This is a genomic window from Rhodococcus gannanensis (assembly GCF_042681175.1).
GTDB classification, from domain to species: domain Bacteria; phylum Actinomycetota; class Actinomycetes; order Mycobacteriales; family Mycobacteriaceae; genus Rhodococcus_G; species Rhodococcus_G gannanensis.
Genome location: NZ_JBHUFB010000004.1, coordinates 1 through 18290, shown reverse-complemented (window position 1 = coordinate 18290; position 18290 = coordinate 1). Strand labels below are relative to the sequence as shown.

18 protein-coding genes and 1 pseudogene are annotated in these 18290 nt (G+C 68.5%); 14 read left to right on the top strand and 5 right to left on the bottom strand.

The features are described from left to right. Positions 1–115: 115 nt before the first annotated feature. On the bottom strand, positions 116–964 hold the full coding sequence (locus ACFSJG_RS02665) for an FAD:protein FMN transferase (protein WP_378483662.1): 849 nt from the start codon (positions 962–964) through the stop codon (positions 116–118). 218 nt (positions 965–1182) lie between these two features. Between ACFSJG_RS02665 and ACFSJG_RS02660 the strand changes: the two genes are divergently transcribed. Genes ACFSJG_RS02660 through ACFSJG_RS02640 form a run of 5 tightly spaced genes read left to right on the top strand, consistent with a single transcriptional unit; the run spans position 1183 to position 6540 of the window. Then, positions 1183–1983 (top strand): crotonase/enoyl-CoA hydratase family protein, encoded by an 801-nt coding sequence (locus tag ACFSJG_RS02660; protein ID WP_378483661.1) that lies wholly within the window; start codon positions 1183–1185, stop codon positions 1981–1983. A 4-nt stretch (positions 1984–1987) separates the two neighbouring features. Next, entirely contained in the window at positions 1988–3271 is a 1284-nt protein-coding gene (locus ACFSJG_RS02655) for a hypothetical protein (RefSeq protein ID WP_378483660.1), read from the top strand. 50 nt (positions 3272–3321) lie between these two features. Beyond that, positions 3322–3567 carry a DUF2630 family protein gene (locus ACFSJG_RS02650; RefSeq protein WP_378483659.1) on the top strand — a complete coding sequence of 82 codons (246 nt, stop codon included), beginning with the start codon at positions 3322–3324 and terminating at the stop codon, positions 3565–3567. A 35-nt stretch (positions 3568–3602) separates the two neighbouring features. After that, positions 3603–5066, top strand: a complete 1464-nt coding sequence (locus ACFSJG_RS02645) for a dihydrolipoyl dehydrogenase family protein (protein WP_378483658.1) — start codon at positions 3603–3605, stop codon at positions 5064–5066. Next, the gene (locus tag ACFSJG_RS02640) at positions 5059–6540 is read left to right on the top strand and encodes a carboxylesterase/lipase family protein (protein ID WP_378483657.1); all 1482 of its coding nucleotides are present in this window, start codon (positions 5059–5061) and stop codon (positions 6538–6540) included. The genes ACFSJG_RS02645 and ACFSJG_RS02640 overlap by 8 nt, the downstream gene beginning before the upstream one ends. 5 nt (positions 6541–6545) lie before the next feature. Here the strand turns inward: ACFSJG_RS02640 and ACFSJG_RS02635 are convergent, their stop codons facing one another. The 4 genes from ACFSJG_RS02635 to cobF all read right to left on the bottom strand — a co-directional run bounded on the left by ACFSJG_RS02635 (position 6546) and on the right by cobF (position 11566). Then, entirely contained in the window at positions 6546–7421 is an 876-nt protein-coding gene (locus tag ACFSJG_RS02635; RefSeq protein WP_378483656.1) for an Fpg/Nei family DNA glycosylase, read from the bottom strand. A gap of 507 nt (positions 7422–7928) precedes the next feature. Next, entirely contained in the window at positions 7929–9014 is a 1086-nt protein-coding gene (locus ACFSJG_RS02630) for a hypothetical protein (protein WP_378483655.1), read from the bottom strand. 178 nt (positions 9015–9192) lie between these two features. After that, positions 9193–10542 carry a hypothetical protein gene (locus ACFSJG_RS02625; protein WP_378483654.1) on the bottom strand — a complete coding sequence of 450 codons (1350 nt, stop codon included), beginning with the start codon at positions 10540–10542 and terminating at the stop codon, positions 9193–9195. Positions 10543–10822: 280 nt separating this feature from the next. Continuing rightward, positions 10823–11566 (bottom strand): precorrin-6A synthase (deacetylating), encoded by a 744-nt coding sequence (gene cobF / locus ACFSJG_RS02620; protein ID WP_378483653.1) that lies wholly within the window; start codon positions 11564–11566, stop codon positions 10823–10825. A gap of 105 nt (positions 11567–11671) precedes the next feature. Here cobF and ACFSJG_RS02615 point away from each other — a divergent pair, with 105 nt between their 5' ends. From ACFSJG_RS02615 to ACFSJG_RS02575, 9 genes and pseudogenes are all read left to right on the top strand, one after another. Continuing rightward, complete coding sequence (locus ACFSJG_RS02615) at positions 11672–12466, top strand: thymidylate synthase (RefSeq protein WP_378483688.1); 795 nt, start codon at positions 11672–11674, stop codon at positions 12464–12466. A gap of 164 nt (positions 12467–12630) precedes the next feature. Continuing rightward, positions 12631–13116: a dihydrofolate reductase gene (locus ACFSJG_RS02610; protein ID WP_378483652.1), complete on the top strand. Its 486-nt coding sequence runs from the start codon at positions 12631–12633 to the stop codon at positions 13114–13116. A gap of 239 nt (positions 13117–13355) precedes the next feature. Further along, a complete protein-coding gene (locus ACFSJG_RS02605; protein WP_378483687.1) occupies positions 13356–14213 on the top strand; it encodes an oxygenase MpaB family protein in 858 nt (285 codons plus the stop codon). 108 nt (positions 14214–14321) lie between these two features. Continuing rightward, on the top strand, positions 14322–14648 hold the full coding sequence (locus ACFSJG_RS02600) for a cupin domain-containing protein (RefSeq protein WP_378483651.1): 327 nt from the start codon (positions 14322–14324) through the stop codon (positions 14646–14648). Between the two features lie 40 nt (positions 14649–14688). Further along, positions 14689–15327, top strand: a complete 639-nt coding sequence (locus tag ACFSJG_RS02595; RefSeq protein WP_378483650.1) for an alpha/beta hydrolase family protein — start codon at positions 14689–14691, stop codon at positions 15325–15327. A gap of 35 nt (positions 15328–15362) precedes the next feature. Then, positions 15363–16073, top strand: coding sequence for a response regulator (locus ACFSJG_RS02590; protein ID WP_378483649.1), 711 nt, complete (start codon positions 15363–15365; stop codon positions 16071–16073). After that, positions 16060–17472 carry a HAMP domain-containing sensor histidine kinase gene (locus ACFSJG_RS02585; protein WP_378483648.1) on the top strand — a complete coding sequence of 471 codons (1413 nt, stop codon included), beginning with the start codon at positions 16060–16062 and terminating at the stop codon, positions 17470–17472. The genes ACFSJG_RS02590 and ACFSJG_RS02585 overlap by 14 nt, the downstream gene beginning before the upstream one ends. A 109-nt stretch (positions 17473–17581) precedes the next feature. Beyond that, the gene (gene ectA, locus ACFSJG_RS02580; protein WP_378483647.1) at positions 17582–18163 is read left to right on the top strand and encodes a diaminobutyrate acetyltransferase; all 582 of its coding nucleotides are present in this window, start codon (positions 17582–17584) and stop codon (positions 18161–18163) included. Next, positions 18160–18290, top strand: a pseudogene (locus ACFSJG_RS02575) (diaminobutyrate--2-oxoglutarate transaminase); the annotation flags it as partial. The gene ectA and the pseudogene ACFSJG_RS02575, both read left to right, overlap by 4 nt.

Below are 18290 nucleotides of genomic sequence, written 5' to 3'. Positions count from 1 at the left end.
CCGGCCCGTTTCACGTCGACGACGCAGGGCAACGGAACCGCCGCCGGATGGTCACCGCTGGCTGGAGCATCGGAAATCCTGTGAGGAACAACGGTTTCCGATTCCGGCCGCGGTCTCACGCCGCGTGGTCGTGCGGCGGCAGGTGCAGCCAGGCGTCAGTGGTCCGGACGCTGCCGCGGCGATAGACGACGCGCGCAGCGAGGTCACGTTCGGTGAGCCAGCGCAACGCCGCAACCCCCTGCCCCAGAGCGGCCGCCGCGGCCGCGTACGCCAGCAGACCGTCGTCGGCGGCGACGGTGACGCTGTCCAGACCCGATTCGGCGCTGCCGGCCTCGGTCCGCACCGTGGCGATCGCGCCGCCCGCCCGGACCTCGACCCGATCCTCGGCCGCTGCCGGCGGGCCCGCGAGGTCCACCTGCCAGCCCCCGATCGGGCAGTGCCCCCACGTCGCGACGAGGTCGACACCGCCGGGCACGGGCGCCGACGTTCCGACGCGCACGCACACGCCGCATTCGAGGGTGTCCGCGGCGCGCCGGGCGGCCCGGTGCGCCGCGACGGACTTCGCGGGGTCGGTGAGGTCGAGGAAGGCCCCGAACGGGGCAAACACGGTGTCCCCGTGGACGCGCACATCGGTGTAGGACGGTTCGGGCTGAGTCCCCGCCTCGAACCCGAGCACGCCGTCGGGGTCCAGTGCGGCGAGTGGGGACACCGCGCCACCGGTCATCCGCGCCGCCCACAGCGAGGCCCGGATCAGACCGCCCAGTTCGGGGCTCACGCGGACCGGAGTTCCCTGCGCCTGGTTGACCTCGTGGATCTCGGCATCGCCCCGCCCCAGGTCACAGACGTCGCGCGCCCGCTCCAGCGCCGATCGCACGATCTCGGCGGCCTCACCGAGGGCGGCCCACTCGGTGACCCGCACCTCTATCTCGCTTCCCCAGGTGTTCCACTGTGTGCTCGGGGTCATGACGACACTCCACAACGAACTCGAACGCCGACTCCGCTGGTCAACGGCTTGTGAATCTCCAGTATGCGCCCGTTTCCTGTGGACGGTCTGTGAGTTTTGTCCACCTTCGGGTGGAGACGCGCCCCGCCGTCGGGGGCGCGGGCGTCTTGTACAGTCGCACCCGACCCGCGTGGGCACGCGCCGACGACGGCCGAGACACCCGAGGAGAACCGGAACCCATGAGCGAGCACAGGATTCGCGTCGACGTCGACGACGCCGGAGTCGCCACCGTCACCCTGGACCGGGCCGAGAAGCACAACGCGCTGGACCGCGCGATGTTCGACGCGATCGTCGACGCCGCGGACCGGCTCGCACGGGACCGCCGGGTACGCGCCGTCGTGCTGCACGGCGACGGAAAGAGCTTCTGCTCCGGCCTCGACATCTCCAGCCTCGGCGAGAACGGTGGCCCGAGCGAGCTGCTCGCCCGGGAGGACGGCCACCTCGCCAACCTCGCGCAGCGGGTGTCCGTCGACTGGAGCCGTGTCGCCGCACCCGTGATCGCCGCGATCACCGGCAACTGCTTCGGCGGTGGCCTGCAGATCGCGCTCGGTGCCGACATCCGCTACGCGACCCCGGACGCGAAGCTGTCGGTCATGGAGGTCAAGTGGGGTCTCGTCCCCGACATGGGGATCACGCAGAGCCTGCCGCGCCTGGTCGGAATCGACGTCGCGAAGGAACTGACGTTCACGGGACGCATCCTGTCCGGCACCGAGGCCCAGTCGCTCGGGATCGTCACCCGCACCGTCGAGGATCCGCTCGCGGCGGCGCTCGACCTGGCCCGCGAGATCGCCGGGAAGTCGCCGCACGCGGTCCAGGCGGCCAAGCGCCTCTACGACGAGACGTGGGCCGGCAACGATCCGGCGGCCGCACTGCTGTTGGAGAGCGAACTCCAGGTTTCCCTCATGGGCTCGCCGAACCAGCTGGAGGCCGTCAGCGCGGGAATGACGAAGCGCCCCGCCAACTTCGCCGACCCGGACTGAGCGGGTGTCTCGACCCCGCGCCGAACGTCTGAGCGTGGTCGACGAGATGTTCCTGCGCACCCACCGCGGGTTCGGCACCCCGGTCGTGATGCAGGGGCTGTGGCGCGGTGGTGTCGTCGACCCCGCCGACCTCGCCCGCGTGTGCGACATCCTGGCACGAGGCCCCCTCTCGCACACCGTCGTTCGGCCCCGGGTGCCCGGCGCACGACCCCGGCGTAGGCCCGGAGCCGCACCCTGGTCGGTGGAGTGGGCGGCGCAGCCGATCGCCCGGGAGGCGATCGTCGACTGGGCGGACGACGTCGCGGCGCGCAGCGTCGACCCGACTGCGGGTGCGGGCTGGCGGATCGCGGCGGCCCGGCTGCACGACGGTGGGACGGTGGTCTCGCTCGTGTGCTCGCACGTGATCGCCGACGCCCAGGGGCTCGCCGCGATCCTCGCGGCCGCGATGTCGGACAGTGCACTGCCTCCCCCACCGGATGCGACGCACCCCGTCGTCGACGACCTCCGCGACGCGACCCGGATGGTCACCGGCGTCGGTGGCCGCACGCTCCGCGCCGTCGCCGGCCTGATCAGGCACCCCTCCCGCCGCACCGAACTGCGCTCCGCACCTGTGCGCACTTTTGGTAGCTCTGGCTACCAAAAGTGCGCACAGGTGCCTGAGGCGCTGATCGTCGACGTCGACGGCGCGCAGTGGGATGCGGAGGCCGCCCGCGCCGGAGGCACCCCCAATTCGCTGCTGGTGGTCGTCGCAGCGGCGATCGCCCGCCGGGACGGCGCCGCGGTGCAGGTCAGCGTGCCCGTCAGCCGGCGAACCGGCGCGCACGGTGAGTCGAACGCCATCGACATGACGGAGTTGACGGTCCGTCTGGGCGACACCCCCGACGTCACGCGGGTCCTTCTTCGCGAGGCCTACCTGCGGCCACCGATGTCGAGTCCCGCCGGATTCCCTCCGGAGCTGCTCCAACTGGTCCCCGACCGGGTCGCGTACCGCCTCGCGCCCGATCCCGGCGAGCGCGACGTCCTGTGCTCGAACATCGGGGCGATCCCCGCCGGGCTCGCCACTCTCGGTGGGGCGAGCGCGGATGCGATCGCGGCCCGGGCCGTGCATCCCGGCATCGATTCGCGACAACTCGCGGAGTCCGCGAACCGGCTGTCCGTCTACCTCTGCCGCCTGGGCGACCGCTACACCCTGTCCCTGGTCTCCAAGGATCTCGGACTGCGTGAACGCACGACGGCGGTGCTCGCCGCGCACGGCATCACCGCGCACGGCTGGGACGACCCGGCATAGGGTGGAGCGGTCAGACCCGCCGTCCGATCCGACACGAGTGGAGTCCACCGATGAGCGAACAGGACATTCTGGCCCGCATCCGCGAACTCGTCGACGCGGAGCACGCCCTGCGTGCGAGAACCGAATCCGGCGACCTCGATCCCGCCACGGAACAGGCGCAGCTCGCCGCACTCGAGCAGACACTCGACCAGTGCTGGGATCTGCTCCGGCAACGCCGCGCCCGCATCGACTCCGGTCTGCCCGCCGACGAGGTACCGGTCAGTCCGGCCACACAGGTGGAGGGGTATCTCCAATAGCGGCGCGCGAGCGCCTTCCGCTCTACGGTGGTCCCATGGCTCCCACCAACGCCCCTGCGGCAGCGGACAGTGAGTACGACGTCGTCGTGATCGGCGGCGGACCCGCAGGCGAGAACGCGGCGCGGTACGCGATCGCCGGCTCGGACCGCACCGCCGCGATCGTGGAGCACGAGCTGCTCGGCGGCGAATGCTCCTACTGGGCCTGCATGCCCAGCAAGGCGCTGCTGCGGCCCGGAACCGTCCTCGGGGCGGCCCGGGCGATGCCCGGGGTGCGGGAGGCTGTCGGTGACCGCGCGCTCGACGTCCCCGCGATCCTGCAGCGCCGCGACTCGTTCACCGCGCACCACTCCGATGTAGGACAGGTGGAGTGGGCAGAAGGCGTCGGAATCGACGTGATCCGTGGATCGGGAAGGCTGGCCGGTGAGCGCGTCGTCGAGGTGACCGACGCCGGCGGGACCCGGACGCTGCGGGCCCGGCACGCCGTCGTCCTCGCGACCGGGTCGACCGCGACAGTCCCCCCGACGCCAGGACTGCGGGAGGCCCTGCCCTGGACGTCGCGGGACGCGACCAACCTGCAGGAGGTGCCCGGCCGGGTCGCGATCGTCGGCGGCGGAGTGGTCGCCTGCGAGGCCGCGAACTGGCTGCTCGACTTCGGCGCCGAGGTGACGCTGCTCGTGCGCGGTCCCCGACTGCTCGCGTCCGCCGAGCCGTTCGCGAGTGACGCCGTCGCAGCGGGACTGCGCGACCGCGGCGCGACCGTGCTCACCGGCACCACGGCGACCACGGTCCGGCGGGACTCCCCCGAGGATTCCGGGATCGGCACGATCCACGGCGGTACGGTCACGCTCTCCCTCGACAGCGGTGCGGAGCTGACGGTCGACGAGGTGATCGTCGCCGCCGGACGACGGCCCGCGACCGCGGCACTCGGCCTCGGCAACGTCGGCCTGGACGCCGTCCACACCGACGACCAGCTCACCGTCACCGGGGTGGACGGCAATTGGCTGTACGCCGTCGGCGACGTCAGCGGGCGGACCCCGCTGACCCACATGGGCAAGTACCACGGCCGGGTCTGCGGCGACGTCATCGCGGCTCGCGCCGAGTCCCGGGCCCTCGACGGCGCCCGGTTCTCGGCGGACGCCGACCGGACGGCCGTACCCCAGGTGGTCTTCACGTCGCCGGAGGTCGCGGCGGTGGGCCTGACCGAATCCGTCGCTCGCGCACAGGGGTTCGACGTGGACACCGTGGAGGTCGACATCGCCGTCGCCGGCTCGTCGCTGTCACGCGACGACTTCACCGGGCACGCGAAACTCGTGATCGACCGCGCCCGCGACACCGTGCTCGGCGCCACCTTCGTGGGCACCGAGGTCGCGGATCAGCTGCACGCCGCCACCGTCGCGGTGGCGGGTTCGGTGCCGCTGAGCGCACTGTGGCACGCGGTCCCCGCCTACCCCACGGTGTCCGAGTTCTGGCTGCGACTGCTGGAAGCCCGGCGTGGTTGATCCGCTCGTCGTCGACACCGCCGACGGCGCGGTACTGGGGCGCGAACTGGGCGGACTGCGGACCTGGCGCGGACTCCCCTACGCTGCTCCGCCCGTCGGTGAGCGTCGTCTCCGCGCGCCGGATCCGGTGGATTCCTGGTCCGGTGTTCGAGTCGCCACCGAGTTCGGTGCGGCGGCACCACAGTCGGGCCGCCTCGCGCGTACCGGCACCTCCGAGGACTGTCTGACCGTCAACGTCCTCGCGCCCGCACGCCCGTCGCCGGAACCGCGGCCGGTGATGGTGTTCGTTCACGGCGGCGCCTACAGCGGCGGGTCACCGGCGACTCCGCTGTACCGCGGCGACGCCCTGGTCCGGCGCGGCGACATCGTGTACGTGTCGTTCAACTACCGACTCGGCGCGCTCGGATACCTCGACTTCTCCGCGTACTCCAGCGCAGATCGCCAGTTCGACTCCAATCTCGGTCTGCGTGATCAGATCTCCGCGCTGCAGTGGGTACAGCGCAACATCGCGGCCTTCGGCGGCGACCCCGACAACGTGACGCTGTTCGGCGAGTCGTCGGGCGCGAATGCGGTCACCACCCTGATGTGCGTTCCTGCCGCTGCCGGACTGTTCCGGCAGGCGATAGCCCAGAGTCCGCCTGCCGCATCGGTCTACGGCCGCGACCGCGCCCGCGCGTGGTCGGCCGAGTTCCTCGAGATGCTGAACGAGGCCGACCCGGTCCGGGCGCTCGGAACGGTGTCCGCCGACGAGTTGGTTCGGGTCGGCGACGCACTCGCGGCCCGCGGCGCCGACGAGGAGCCCGGCACCAGGGCGTTCGCACCGACCGTCGACGGCGACCTGCTCCCGGTCCACCCCCTCGACGCCTTCGCCACGGGACGGTCGCACCCCGTCCCGTTGATCGTCGGCACCAACGCGCGCGAAGGGACGATCTTTCCGCGATTCCTCGACATCATCCCGACCGATCGGGTCCGGATCGAGAAGATGTTCGCCGAGACCGATCCCGTGGTGAAGTCGCGGGTGCTCGCGGCGTACCCGCGCTACCCCGACCGTCGCGCAGCCGTCCAACTCGGTGGCGACATCTCGTTCTGGGAGCCGTCGGTGCTCGTCGCGCAGGGTCACTCGGGCATTGCGCCCACCTATGCGTACCGCTACGACTTCGCGCCGAACCTACTGCGCTGGACGGGTTTCGGCGCGACGCACGCCACCGAACTGTTCGCGGTGTTCGGATCGTCCGACCACCCGCTCGGCAGAGCCGCAACCGCACTCGGCGGGCGCGACGGGTTGCGCGGCACGACGAACGTCGTCCAGTCGCACTGGCTGCACTTCGCGCGCCACGGGCGTCCCCGGGACGGATGGCCGACGTACGACACCGAACAGCGCGAGACCCTGATCATCGACACGCCGACGCGGGTCGAGAACGATCCCGACGGCGACACGCGCCGCGCCTGGATCGGGTACCGGCACCGGCGCTGACGGGACTACTTCAGCAGCCTCGACATCCGACGGTCGGCGAGCACCTTCCCACCGGTCTGGCAGGTCGCGCAGTACTGGAAGGAGCGGTCGGCGAAGGACACCTCTCGCACGGTGTCTCCGCAGACGGGGCACGGCATCCCGGTGCGGGCGTGCACCCGCATACCGGACCGCTTCTCCCCCTTCAGCCGTGCCGCGTCCTGTCCCAACGACCTCTCGACGGCATCGGTGAGTACCGACCGCATCACCTCGTGCAGCTCCGAAACCTGTTCCGGTGTCAGCTTGTTCGACGTCGCGAACGGCGACAGCCGCGCCGTGTGCAGGATCTCGTCGGAGTACGCGTTGCCGATTCCTGCGAGCACGGCCTGATCGGTGAGCACGGTCTTGATCCGCGCCGACGACTTCGCGAGCAGTTCCGCGAACACCGGTTCGGGCACCGTCAGCGCGTCGGGTCCCAGTTTCGCGATGCCCGGGACCTCCGCCGGCATCCGCACCAACCACACCGCGAGCCGCTTCTGGGTGCCCGCCTCGGTCAGGTCGATGGCAGGTGTGGTGCCGTCGGGCGCGAACAGGTGCAGGCGCAGCGCCAGCGGTCCCTTGCCCGGCTTCGGCGGGGTCTGGCTCGGGTTGTCCTGCCAGCGCAGCCACCCGGCCCGGGACAGGTGAGTGATCAGCCACAGTCCGTCCTCCTGGCCGCAGCGCAGTCCGAGATGTTTGCCGAACCGGGCGGCGCCGGTGATGTCGCGACCGGCGAGCACGTCGATCGGCGGATCGAACGTCTTGAGGACGCTGAGCGCAGCGACGTCCACGCGGCCTATCACCGCACCCACGGCGTGGTCGCGCAGGAACTGGGCCAGGGCCTCCACCTCGGGCAGTTCGGGCATGGGTCCAGGGTAGGCGGCTTCGCCGCTCGTGCGCGGTTTACGGGACGTTGAACCGCGTCGACATCACCGATCAAGCATCTGGGGAGGTTCGGACGGGGTAGGTCACGGACGAGTTACGGACCACGGAAGTGTCAGGTTGGGCCGCGTCCGCCGAGTCGACTGATCCGCCGGCCGCAGATCGCTGTCAACGGCACCTCACGGTCAGCGAATCGGTGGAGGCGACGCGCAGCGAGGCGAGGTTCCACCCACATAGAACTATCCGGGCTCGCCGCGACACTGGCGGTGTGTCTGTACATACTGGCGCTGCGAAGTCGACGCCGACGTCGGAGCTTCGACGCCGCATTCATGGCGGACGTCTGGGGCTCGGACGATGCGGCTCGGGCGGCCACTGAAGCGATTACCCATACGACCGCGAAGGATTTCGGTCGAATCTATCGCAACAACTAGCCCGACCTGCTGATACCGATGCACCAATGACCTGGCACCCCCACCCCGCGGGGTGCCAGGTCAAGTCGTGAGAGCCCTGTCAACCGCTTCCGGAAGCTCTACGGCGCCACGGAGAAAGGCTGCGATCTGGCGGCGCATTCGAGCGAACTCTTCAGGCGCACGACTACTGACCGCAGCGAGTGCCGCCTCATTCTCGTGGCGGCGACGAACAAGCCGCTCAGTCATGACAAGGTCAGATTGCCTCGGTAGATCAGCAAGGCCGGTCAATGCTTCGAGTCTGCTGATGAGTTCAATGAGCCCATCAGTCCATTCCGGCGGGATCGGATGGAACGCGCCCATCGATTCCACAGTCATAGCTGACGGCGCTCTCAGCTCTCGGAGGATGTGGGCCAGGTACTTGTCGAATGCATCAGCGAGCGCACGCTGATTGTTGGCCGGGACTGGACCTTCCGCAAGTCGATCATTCACGAGTGTGCGCCAGTCACGAAGGTCGGTGGCTTGGTAGCGGCCAACGAGGACTACGAGTTGGAGGGTCAGGGTGGACAGCGCTTCGGCGTACATCCAGCGCAGAGCTGCAGCTTGGTCATCGTCGATTTCGGGGGTCCAGTACCGGCGTAGTTCACCGAGCGCCCCGATGAGACGTTTGGTGGCCTGCCACGTGTCGAGGAACCAGACCTCGGCACGAAGAAACCAATAGATGCGCTCCAAACTCGGTTCACCCTTCACAGACTTGCGCGTGTGGGCATCCTCCGCGAAGGCGCCCGGGCCGTGAGCGCCCACGTCTTCTAGGTCCTTGTGGAGGTGGGTCGCCTCCCACCGGTCGAGCTCGTCAACACTCATCGCAGTGACGCCGAGGCTGCGCACGGTGTCCCGGACGGTGGAGGACGGGCGTAGAGCCGTGATGATGATGCCGCCATCTGCGTCGACGAGTTGCATAAGGCCGGCAACCCAGATGGCTCGATCGAGGGGCTTCGGAGCGTTCTTTCCAGTCCCGCTCTTCGCCTCACCGATCGTCTTGGACAGAGTAAGGCGCGCGGTGATGTCGAAGGACAGCAAGTCGAGATCTGTGACCAGAAGCGGCTCGGGGTGAAAGTGTCGCTGAAGATTGATTCCTCGCCGGGTGAAGGCACCCTTGAAGAACTGCATCCTCGCCAACCGGATCTCTAGCTCGTCACCAGGGTCTAGACGGTCCGAACCAGTTTTCCCGGCCACTGACGAACGAGATTCGGAGGAATTCCGCGGAGGCCGAACTGGCTGGCTTCGGGCCGAGTCTCTCGCCGGTGCGGGCGCCGGGTGCTCGAAGAGTGCCTCGTCGCTACTCGACTCAGGGGGCGTCGTATCGCGCTGCACTTGCCGCCTCCTTTCGCGCTTCGCGGAGCCGCAGGATCGCGGAGTCTGCGATCTCCATCGCAGCTCCCGTATCTGGTAGGTGCGCTCGGTCAACTTCCGGGGAGGTCCACAGCTGTGGGGGCTTGAGCGAACTCAGGTCGGCGCCGTCACCGTTTCCGCTGCCACCGAGTGAGGCTTCGATCCAACCAAGGCCACCTTCGACGATCTCCTTCTTCACGAGCTCAAGGTAAGCCCGGCCGGGTTCACTGTCGGATGGACGCACTGCCACAATTCCACTGGCTTCGAGCAGATGGTAATCCGAGGCGATGTTCGAGGCGGGCCCGACGCTGCCTTTGCGCAGGAGGGCACGAACGAGGACTCCCGGATCCATGATGCGGCCACGTCCAGCAACGGCCATCTCGTGCCCGTACAGGATATGGGCGACGAACAACTTCCGCTGATGCAGGACCTCGGTCGTCTGAAGCTTGTCGTCTTCGGACTCCATCATTGGCGAGAAAACGTAGGTCTGCTGTCCACCGGTGACGCTGCTCTTCACAGTTGCGGCCTGGACCAGTCCCACTTTTCGTGCCGAAGCCAAGATCCCGGACTGAAGGCCCCCGTAGGAGTTCAGAACCAATCCGGGGCTGGCCGCGGCCTGTTCGCACAACCCAAGATATGAGTCCCGTTCGGCGGGCGGAAGGCCCTTGATGAACGCCGCGATTGAGATGTGTTGCGCCGACCACACATTCGGGTTATAGATCACGTACTCCCCGAGGTCCCTCGACTTCACACGCTGGTTCACCCCGGCTGCGAGAGTGAGTTTCATTGCTTCGTCGATGACCGCGTCGGGAAAACCACGGGAATGCAACTGCTCAGCGTGCTGATCCCACGTGAGCGGCGCCCAACTGGCAATTTCGGTGCAATGCAGCACCGCACTCTCAACAGGGGTAGGTCCGTACTTCTCAACCACCCTCATCGCCTGGTCGATGACTCGGCCCGACAATCCGACGAACTCGTCGATCCACGCGAGGTCGCCACTGGGGTCTAAAGTCCAGGAAATGAGATCAGCTTCTTGCAGTTTGGGCAAGATCTCCCTGTAGAGCCTTCCCTGTCCGATGCCGGCATGAGCTGCGAACTCGACCGCCATCTCGCGGCTCACATTCCCGTGGCCTTTGAGAGCAACGGCATAAATCATCGCATCGCCTGCGCTGATGAGCTGTTCGAGCTTGGCCTTGATCACGGCATCGGAGATGACTGGGACTTGCTGATGAATGAAGAACAGGGCACGCCCCAACCGTGGCGTACTCGCGGGCGTCGAAGCCGTCCCGACGTCGCTGCTTGTCATGGGCCATGAGACTAGACCAGTACGGAGGAACAATCGTAAAGGTCGGGCGCCCGCGCATCTTCAAGGGAATGTCAGGACCTCCTCCTCCCCTCCTACGTGGAATAACACGATTGCATAATTGTCAACCACCGATAACAAATATTATGACGTTAATTGCGATAGTCACTGCGCACTCAGCGTTGCGGCGAAATGCGTTGCCCGTCTCTTGACCGCTGGTCCCTTGATCCCAAGCAGACTTCGGAGTGGGCACGCCCCCGGGCACCGGATCCGGTGGAGTGCGTCAGCGCCTGCGGATCAGGTAGGTGTCCATGATCCAACCTTTGCGTTCGCGCAGGTCGGCGCGGGTCCGGACGATCTCGTCCTCGACGCTGTGCAGGTCGCCGGCGATCAGGGTCTCGTCGGGGGTGCCGAGGTACGCGCCCCACCAGATGTCCCAGTCCCCGGTCAGGGTGGTGAAGCTGTTCTCCGCGTCGAGCATCACGACCGCGTCCCGGACGCCGTCCGGGAGACCCTCCTCACGCAGCCGGCGCCCGGTCGTCGTGAGCACGGGCTCACCGATCCGGTTGAGCACGATGCGGTGCTGCGCGGCCAGCGACGACACACTCGTCACGCCCGGGATCACCGTGTACTCGAAGTCGACGACACCACGGCCGAGCACCCGCTCCACGATCCGCAGGGTGCTGTCGTACAGCGACGGGTCACCCCAGACGAGGATCGCGCCGACGCCGTCGACGGCCGCGAACGCCTCCTCGAACACCTGGGCGCGGCGGTCGTGCCAGTCGTCGACGACACCCTCGTAATCCGACGGCGTGCGGTCCCGCGGCGGGTCGACGATGTCGACGACGCGGTGGTCGCCGCGGACGTGCTCATCGAGGATTCCGGTGCGCAGGTCGACGAGGTCCTGCTTCTGCTCCCCCTTGCCGATGACGAAGAACACCTCGGCCCGGTTCATCGCCTTGATCGCCTGCACCGTCACCTGGTCGGGGTCGCCGGCACCGACGCCGATCACGAGGAGTTCACGCATGAGCGCAGGCTAGTCCGTCCGCCGACACGGCTCCCGCCCCGGTGAGGTGGGTGACCGCGGTCACGGGCCTAGAATCGGGGCGTGACTTCCCCGACGCCTGCCCCCGTGCACACCCCGTACGAGGACCTGCTGCGGCTGGTCATGGAGACCGGGACCCCCAAGGCGGACCGCACCGGCACCGGCACCCGCAGTGTGTTCGGCCACCAGATGCGCTTCGACCTGCGCGAGGGCTTCCCGCTGGTCACCACCAAGAAGGTGCACCTCAAGTCGATCGTCTACGAGTTGCTGTGGTTCCTGCGCGGCGACTCCAACGTCGGCTGGCTGCGCGAGCACGGCGTCACGATCTGGGACGAGTGGGCCGACGCGGACGGCGAGCTCGGTCCCGTCTACGGCGTGCAGTGGCGGTCGTGGCCGACCCCGGACGGCGAGCACATCGACCAGATCACCAACGTGATCGAGACACTCAGGACCAACCCGGACTCGCGCCGGATGATCGTCTCGGCGTGGAACGTCGCCGAGCTCGACGCGATGGCGCTACAGCCGTGCCACGCCTTCTTCCAGTTCTACGTCGCCGACGGCCGGCTCAGCTGCCAGCTGTACCAGCGCAGCGCGGACCTGTTCCTCGGCGTGCCGTTCAACATCGCCAGCTACGCGCTGCTCACCCACATGGTCGCGCAGCAGACGGGCCTCGAGGTGGGCGAGTTCATCTGGACGGGCGGCGACTGCCACGTCTACGACAACCACGTCGACCAGGTCACCGAGCAGCTGTCCCGCGAGCCGTACCCGTACCCGACGTTGACGCTGCACAAGCGGGACTCGATCTTCGACTACACCTTCGAGGACGTCGAGATCACCGGCTACCTCCACCACCCCGGCATCAAGGCACCGGTCGCAATTTAGGGCATGCCTCCCGAATCCTGGGCGCAGCGCCCCCGGCGCTCGATCACCGCCTCGCTGCGTTGTCGTCGTCGCCGATACAACCCCGGTATCGACTCCTCCTCCGCCTTGCGGGACAGCGATCGCTTCACCAGTGGCATCCACGAGAATTCAGGAGGCATACCCTCATGCTCGGTCTGATCTGGGCCCAGGCGAACAACGGCGTCATCGGCCGCGACAACGCGATCCCGTGGCGGATCCCGGAGGACATGGCGGCCTTCAAGGCCGTGACCAGTGGGCACCCGGTGATCATGGGCCGCCGCACCTGGGATTCGCTGCCGCCCCGGTTCCGGCCGCTCTCCGACCGCCGCAACATCGTCGTCACCCGCGACCGCGAGTGGTCGGCGGACGGCGCCGAGGTCGTGCACTCCGTCGACGACGCCCTCGCCCTCGCCGGCACCGGGGAGACGTGGGTGATGGGCGGAGGCGAGATCTACGCCGCCACCCTCGACCGCGCCGACCGCCTGGTGGTGACCGAGGTGGACCTCGACGTGGACGGTGACGCATACGCCCCCGCTCTCGGACCCGAGTGGGTCGCCGCGGACACCGGCGACTGGCAGACGTCGATCCGGGACGACGTGCGGTTCCGCTTCGTCACCTTCACGCGTCGCTGAAACAGCCTCGGCATCCGGTTGAGCACCCCTCGACAATGATCTGAATACGCGTGTGATCAGATTGGCTCGCTGTTAATCTGACAACAGGCGTTTGCACAATTCGTATCGAGGGGGAAACCGTGAGCAGCTCCGTCGTTCAGCCACCCGAGACCGGCACCGACAGCACGACGACGGTCCCCCCGTGGCATCCGGGTCAGCCTCATCACGAGCTCGCCGCCGACGTCCGGTGGTGGATGGGCATGCCGCTCGCCTTCGGCCTGTACGGCAGGCTCGCGCTCGACCAGGTCGCCTACCGTGAGGTCGCGGCGGCCGTCGACGCCAGCGGACGATTCGCCGAGAACTTCACCAATCGCGGCATCCGCAGCTACATGTGGGGACCCCTCATGCTGTTCGGCGACGACAGCGACCGCCGGGCCACGGCGACCCGCCTCAAGGACATGCACGGTCAGGTGCGAGGCCGGGGCCGGGGGCACTTCGAGGGCGAGAGGTACAGCGCGCTCAAGCCCGCACTGTGGAAGTGGGTCGGGACCAGCAGCCTGCTCGTCTTCTACACCGGCTACGTCTCCACTTACGGCGCGCGCCTCGACGCCGAGCAGCGCGAGGTCGTCTACCGGACGATCCTGGCGATGAGCGACTACGACCTCAACAGCGACCAGGCCGCCGTTCCCGCGACCGTCGCCGAGATGGAGGAGTACTACGAATCGGTGGCCACCACCGACCTCGCCGACAACGATTTCCTCCAGTGGGCGAATGCGAGCTTCGACGCGATGCCCGTCCCGACGTTGTTCGGCCCGCACTGGCTGCACGTACTCATCACCCCGATGTGGCGGGTCGCCACCCCACTGCTCTCCCGACCGGCACGGATCTGCGCCGAGGCCGCCGCGCACCCTCGCATGCGCGAACTGCTGGGTGTCGAGTGGAATTCGCGCCGCGCGTTGGAGTTCCGCGTCTACACCGCGATGATTCGCGCGGGGCGGAAGTACCTGCCGAAGTGGGCACTGCTCGAACCGTTGGCCTACAACAGGTACCGGTACGAGCGGCTTCGTGCGGCGTACACCGCCCCGCAGCTGACCTCGTTCGCGGCGCCGAAGCCGTAACCGGACGCGACCCGGTTAGGCAAGTGCGGCGCCGGAAGGCTCGGAGTGGGCCATACTTCAGGGGCACGACGTTCGACGATCCGGTCTGGCCCAGCGAGAGGCACGCCCATGGAGAAGAAGTCGCTGACCGCACTTGCGCGACAACAGCTCAAGCTGGCGAAAACCGCCACCAGCGGACGCAGTTCCCAGACGGTCTACGGTGGCCACCAGCGCAGCCTGCGGCAGACGGTGGTCGCGCTCACCGCCGGGTCGCAGCTCGCCGAACATGCGTCACCCGGCGAGGCGACACTGCTGGTGTTGACCGGCACGTTGACGCTGATCGCCGGGGAGGACTCGTGGAAGGGCTCGACCGGTGACCACCTCGTCATTCCCGCGATGCGTCACAGCGTCGAGGCCGTCGAGGACGTCGCCTTCCTGCTGACCGTCGCGATGTAGCAATCGGGAGGCGAGCCGATCCATCGCGTAGGTTCGGGGCATGGGCGAGCTGTTCGAGCGCGACGGCGTGATCGGCGACCTGCACCGGCCGGACGGCGAGCCGGTCGGCTCCCTGGTGTTGACACACGGAGCGGGCGGCAACCGCGACGCCGCGATTCTGCGCCGCGCCGCCGCCGAGTTCACAGCCGCGGGCCTACTGGTCCTGCGATACGACCTCCCGTTCCGGCAGCGCCGCCCGAAGGGCCCACCGAGTCCGTCGACCGCCGGGCAGGACCGTGACGGCATCGCCGCCGCAGCCGCTGCGGTGCGCGGACTGTCCTCCGCGCCACTGCTTCTCGCCGGCCACTCGTACGGCGGCAGGCAGTCGTCGATGCTCGCGGCCGAGCGTCCCGAGATCTGCGACGGACTGCTGCTCTTCTCCTACCCGCTGCACCCACCGGGCAAGCCGGACCGCGCCCGCACCGAACACCTGCCGGACCTCCGATGCCCGTCCGTGTTCGTCCACGGCACCCGCGACCCGTTCGGCAACCCCGACGAGATGCGCGCGGCGATGGAACTGGTCACCGCACCGCACACGCTCGTCCTCGTCGAGGGCCGGGGCCACGACCTGGCACCCGACAAGAGCGACGCCGTCCCCGCCGCCGTCTCGGCCGTCACCAGCGCTTTCGACTGGGGCTGAGGGGCGCCCCGCCACGATTTGCCAGTATGGGGCGCATGGGTGCAACTCTGCTGATCGTCGAGGACGACGACCGGGTGCGCGCAGCGCTCCGCATGGCACTGGAGGACGAGGGCTACGAGGTCGACGAGGCCCCGGACGCGGAAACCGCCCTCGACCACCTCAAGCGGTGCGGTCCGCCCGACGTGATGATCGTCGATCTGGTGCTCGGGGACATGGACGGGTTCACCTGCATCCGCCAGGTCCGCCGCGACCACGACGTCCCGATCATCGTGGTGAGCGCGCGCGACGACACGCACGACGTGGTGGCCGCACTCGAGGCAGGCGCGGACGACTACGTGACCAAGCCGTTCGAGATCAAGGAGATCACCGCGCGGATGCGAGCGTTGCGGCGACGCGCCGGGGTCGCAGGGGAACCGAGCGCACCGGTCGACATCGTGCTCGACGACGACCCGAAGGCACCGCTGGTGCTCTCCCCGGCGGGCGGTGTGGTCCGCCGCGGCGACAAGCAGGTGCACCTGACGCTCACCGAGTTCCGACTGCTGTGCGAACTCGCACAGTCACCAGGGATGGTCCTCAGCCGCGCCGTCCTGCTCGAACGGGTGTGGGACCGCGGGTTCTTCGGCGACGAGCGGATCGTCGACGTCCACGTCCGGCGACTGCGCACGAAGATCGAGCGGGACTCCTCCGATCCACGCATCGTGGTCACGGTGCGGGGCCTCGGCTACCGGTTCGATGCGCCGCGTTAGGGTCCCGACTTTCCGGTCCCTACGGGGCCGTCTCGGGCTGCGCGGCCGGGTGATCCTGACGTTCGCGCTCGGCGCGGCGCTGCTCTCCCTGGCCCTGTCCACGGCGGTCTTCGCCACCAGCCGCGAGTACCTGGTCGGGCAACGGGAGCGGTCCGCGGAGCGACAGACCGCGAGCCACGCCGACTTCGTCCGGAGCGTGCTCTATTCGTCCGACACCAAACCCGCCCTCGTCCTGCAGGCTCTCGACATCCCCGTGGGCACGACCTTGTTCCTCGATCAGAACGGCAAGTGGTCGGCGTCCGATCCGGCGGTGGCCTTCATCCCGTCAGCGATTCCGGCGGAGTTGCAGGAATCCGGAACCGACGGCGGCAGCGCGACCATGTACATCACGGTCGCGGGTAATCCGTACATCGGCTCCCGGATGGTCCTCAACGACGCCGGCGACATCCTGTACGAGTTGTCACCGGTGCTCGAGCTGCAGTCGACACTGCGCATCCTGCGCATCACCCTCTTCTCGTGGGCGCTGGTCACCACGGCCGCCGGAGCCGCGATGGGGTTCTGGGCCAGCCGCCGGGTGCTACGGCCCCTGCACGAGCTGGCGGGCACCGCCGCGCGGATCTCCGGCGGCGACCTCGACACCCGGCTGGCCCGCTCCCAGGACCGGGACCTCGACACCATCACCACGTCGTTCAACGCGATGGTCGACTCGCTGCAACGTCGGATCGACCACGAGCGGCGATTCTTCGGCGACGTCAGTCACGAACTGCGGACGCCACTGACCACCCTGGTGACCAGCGTGTCCGTTCTGGAGCGTCAGCGCCGGGACCTTCCGGAGCGGTCGGTGCGGGCACTCGACCTGATCAGCGCCGAACTCGACCACACCCGCAGACTGCTCGACGACCTGCTCGCCCTCGCGAGGTCGGAGGCGGGCCTGCACCCCGGAGACCTCGAACCGGTGTCGGTCGAGACGCTGCTGAGCCACACCCTCACCCGATCGAAACGCTCGGCGGACCTGTTGACGGTGGCCACCGAGGACCGCGTCGCCGCGCGCAAGCTGTCCCTGGAACGGGCGCTGGTGAATCTGATGGACAACGCCGACCGTCACGGCGGCGGGCTCGTCGCCGTGACGGTCCGCCGCGACGGTGAGTTCGTGGCGATCGACGTCGACGACGCCGGGCCGGGTGTCGCCCCGGAGGATCGGGAGCGGATATTCGAGCGGTTCACCACCGGTCGACCCGCCCGCCGCACCGCGGGCGGGTCCGGTACCGGGCTCGGGCTGGCGCTGGTCGCGGAGACCGTTTCCGCGCACGGCGGCACCGTGACCTGTGGTGATCGACCTGGTGGTGGCGCCCGATTCACGCTGCGTCTGCCACGGTTACGAAGCCGACGACTGTCGTAACAGGATCGCAAAGCAGTCGGCAGGATCACCTCAACATCGCTCGGGCAGGGTGGTGTTCCCAGCCGCCGGGGACGGATGCGCCGTACCCGGGACAGCCGAAGGAGCCTTCGTGCCCGAGCTCGTCGACGACCCTGTCCGCGACCGCGTCACCTCCCGATCCACCACCGGAGTCCGGAACACAGCACAGCTGCGCGACGATCCCGTCTTCCTGCGCCGGCCGAGACTGTCCGACGCGGGCCACATGTGGCGGATCGCGAAGGACACCGGCGTCCTCGACGTGAATTCCAGCTACGCCTACCTGTTGTGGTGCCGGGACTTCGCCGCCACCTCGGTGGTCGCCGAGATCGGCACCACAGTCGCCGGTTTCGCCACCGGGTTCATCAGGCCCGAGTCCCCCGACACACTCTTCGTCTGGCAGGTCGCCGTCGATTCCGCGGCCCGCGGACGTGGCGTCGGGGTCAGCATGCTGGACCACATGCTCTGCCGGGCAACGCCTTTCGCGGTCCGATTCCTGGAGACCACGATCACCGCCGACAACCCGGCATCGCTCGCGATGTTCACGGCGCTCGCGAACAGTCGCGGCACCGACATCTACGCGCGACCCCTGTTCTCCGAGAGCCACTTTCCGGACGGCCACGCCGCCGAGGACCTGTACACCGTAGGCCCGATCCACCAGAACGGAACCCGATGACCACCCTGACATCCACCGCTCCGGACACCGACATCTTCACCGAACGCGAATCCGAGGTCCGCAGCTACAGCCGATCCTGGCCCACCGTCTTCACCTCCGCCAAAGGATCCTGGCTCCGCACCGAAGA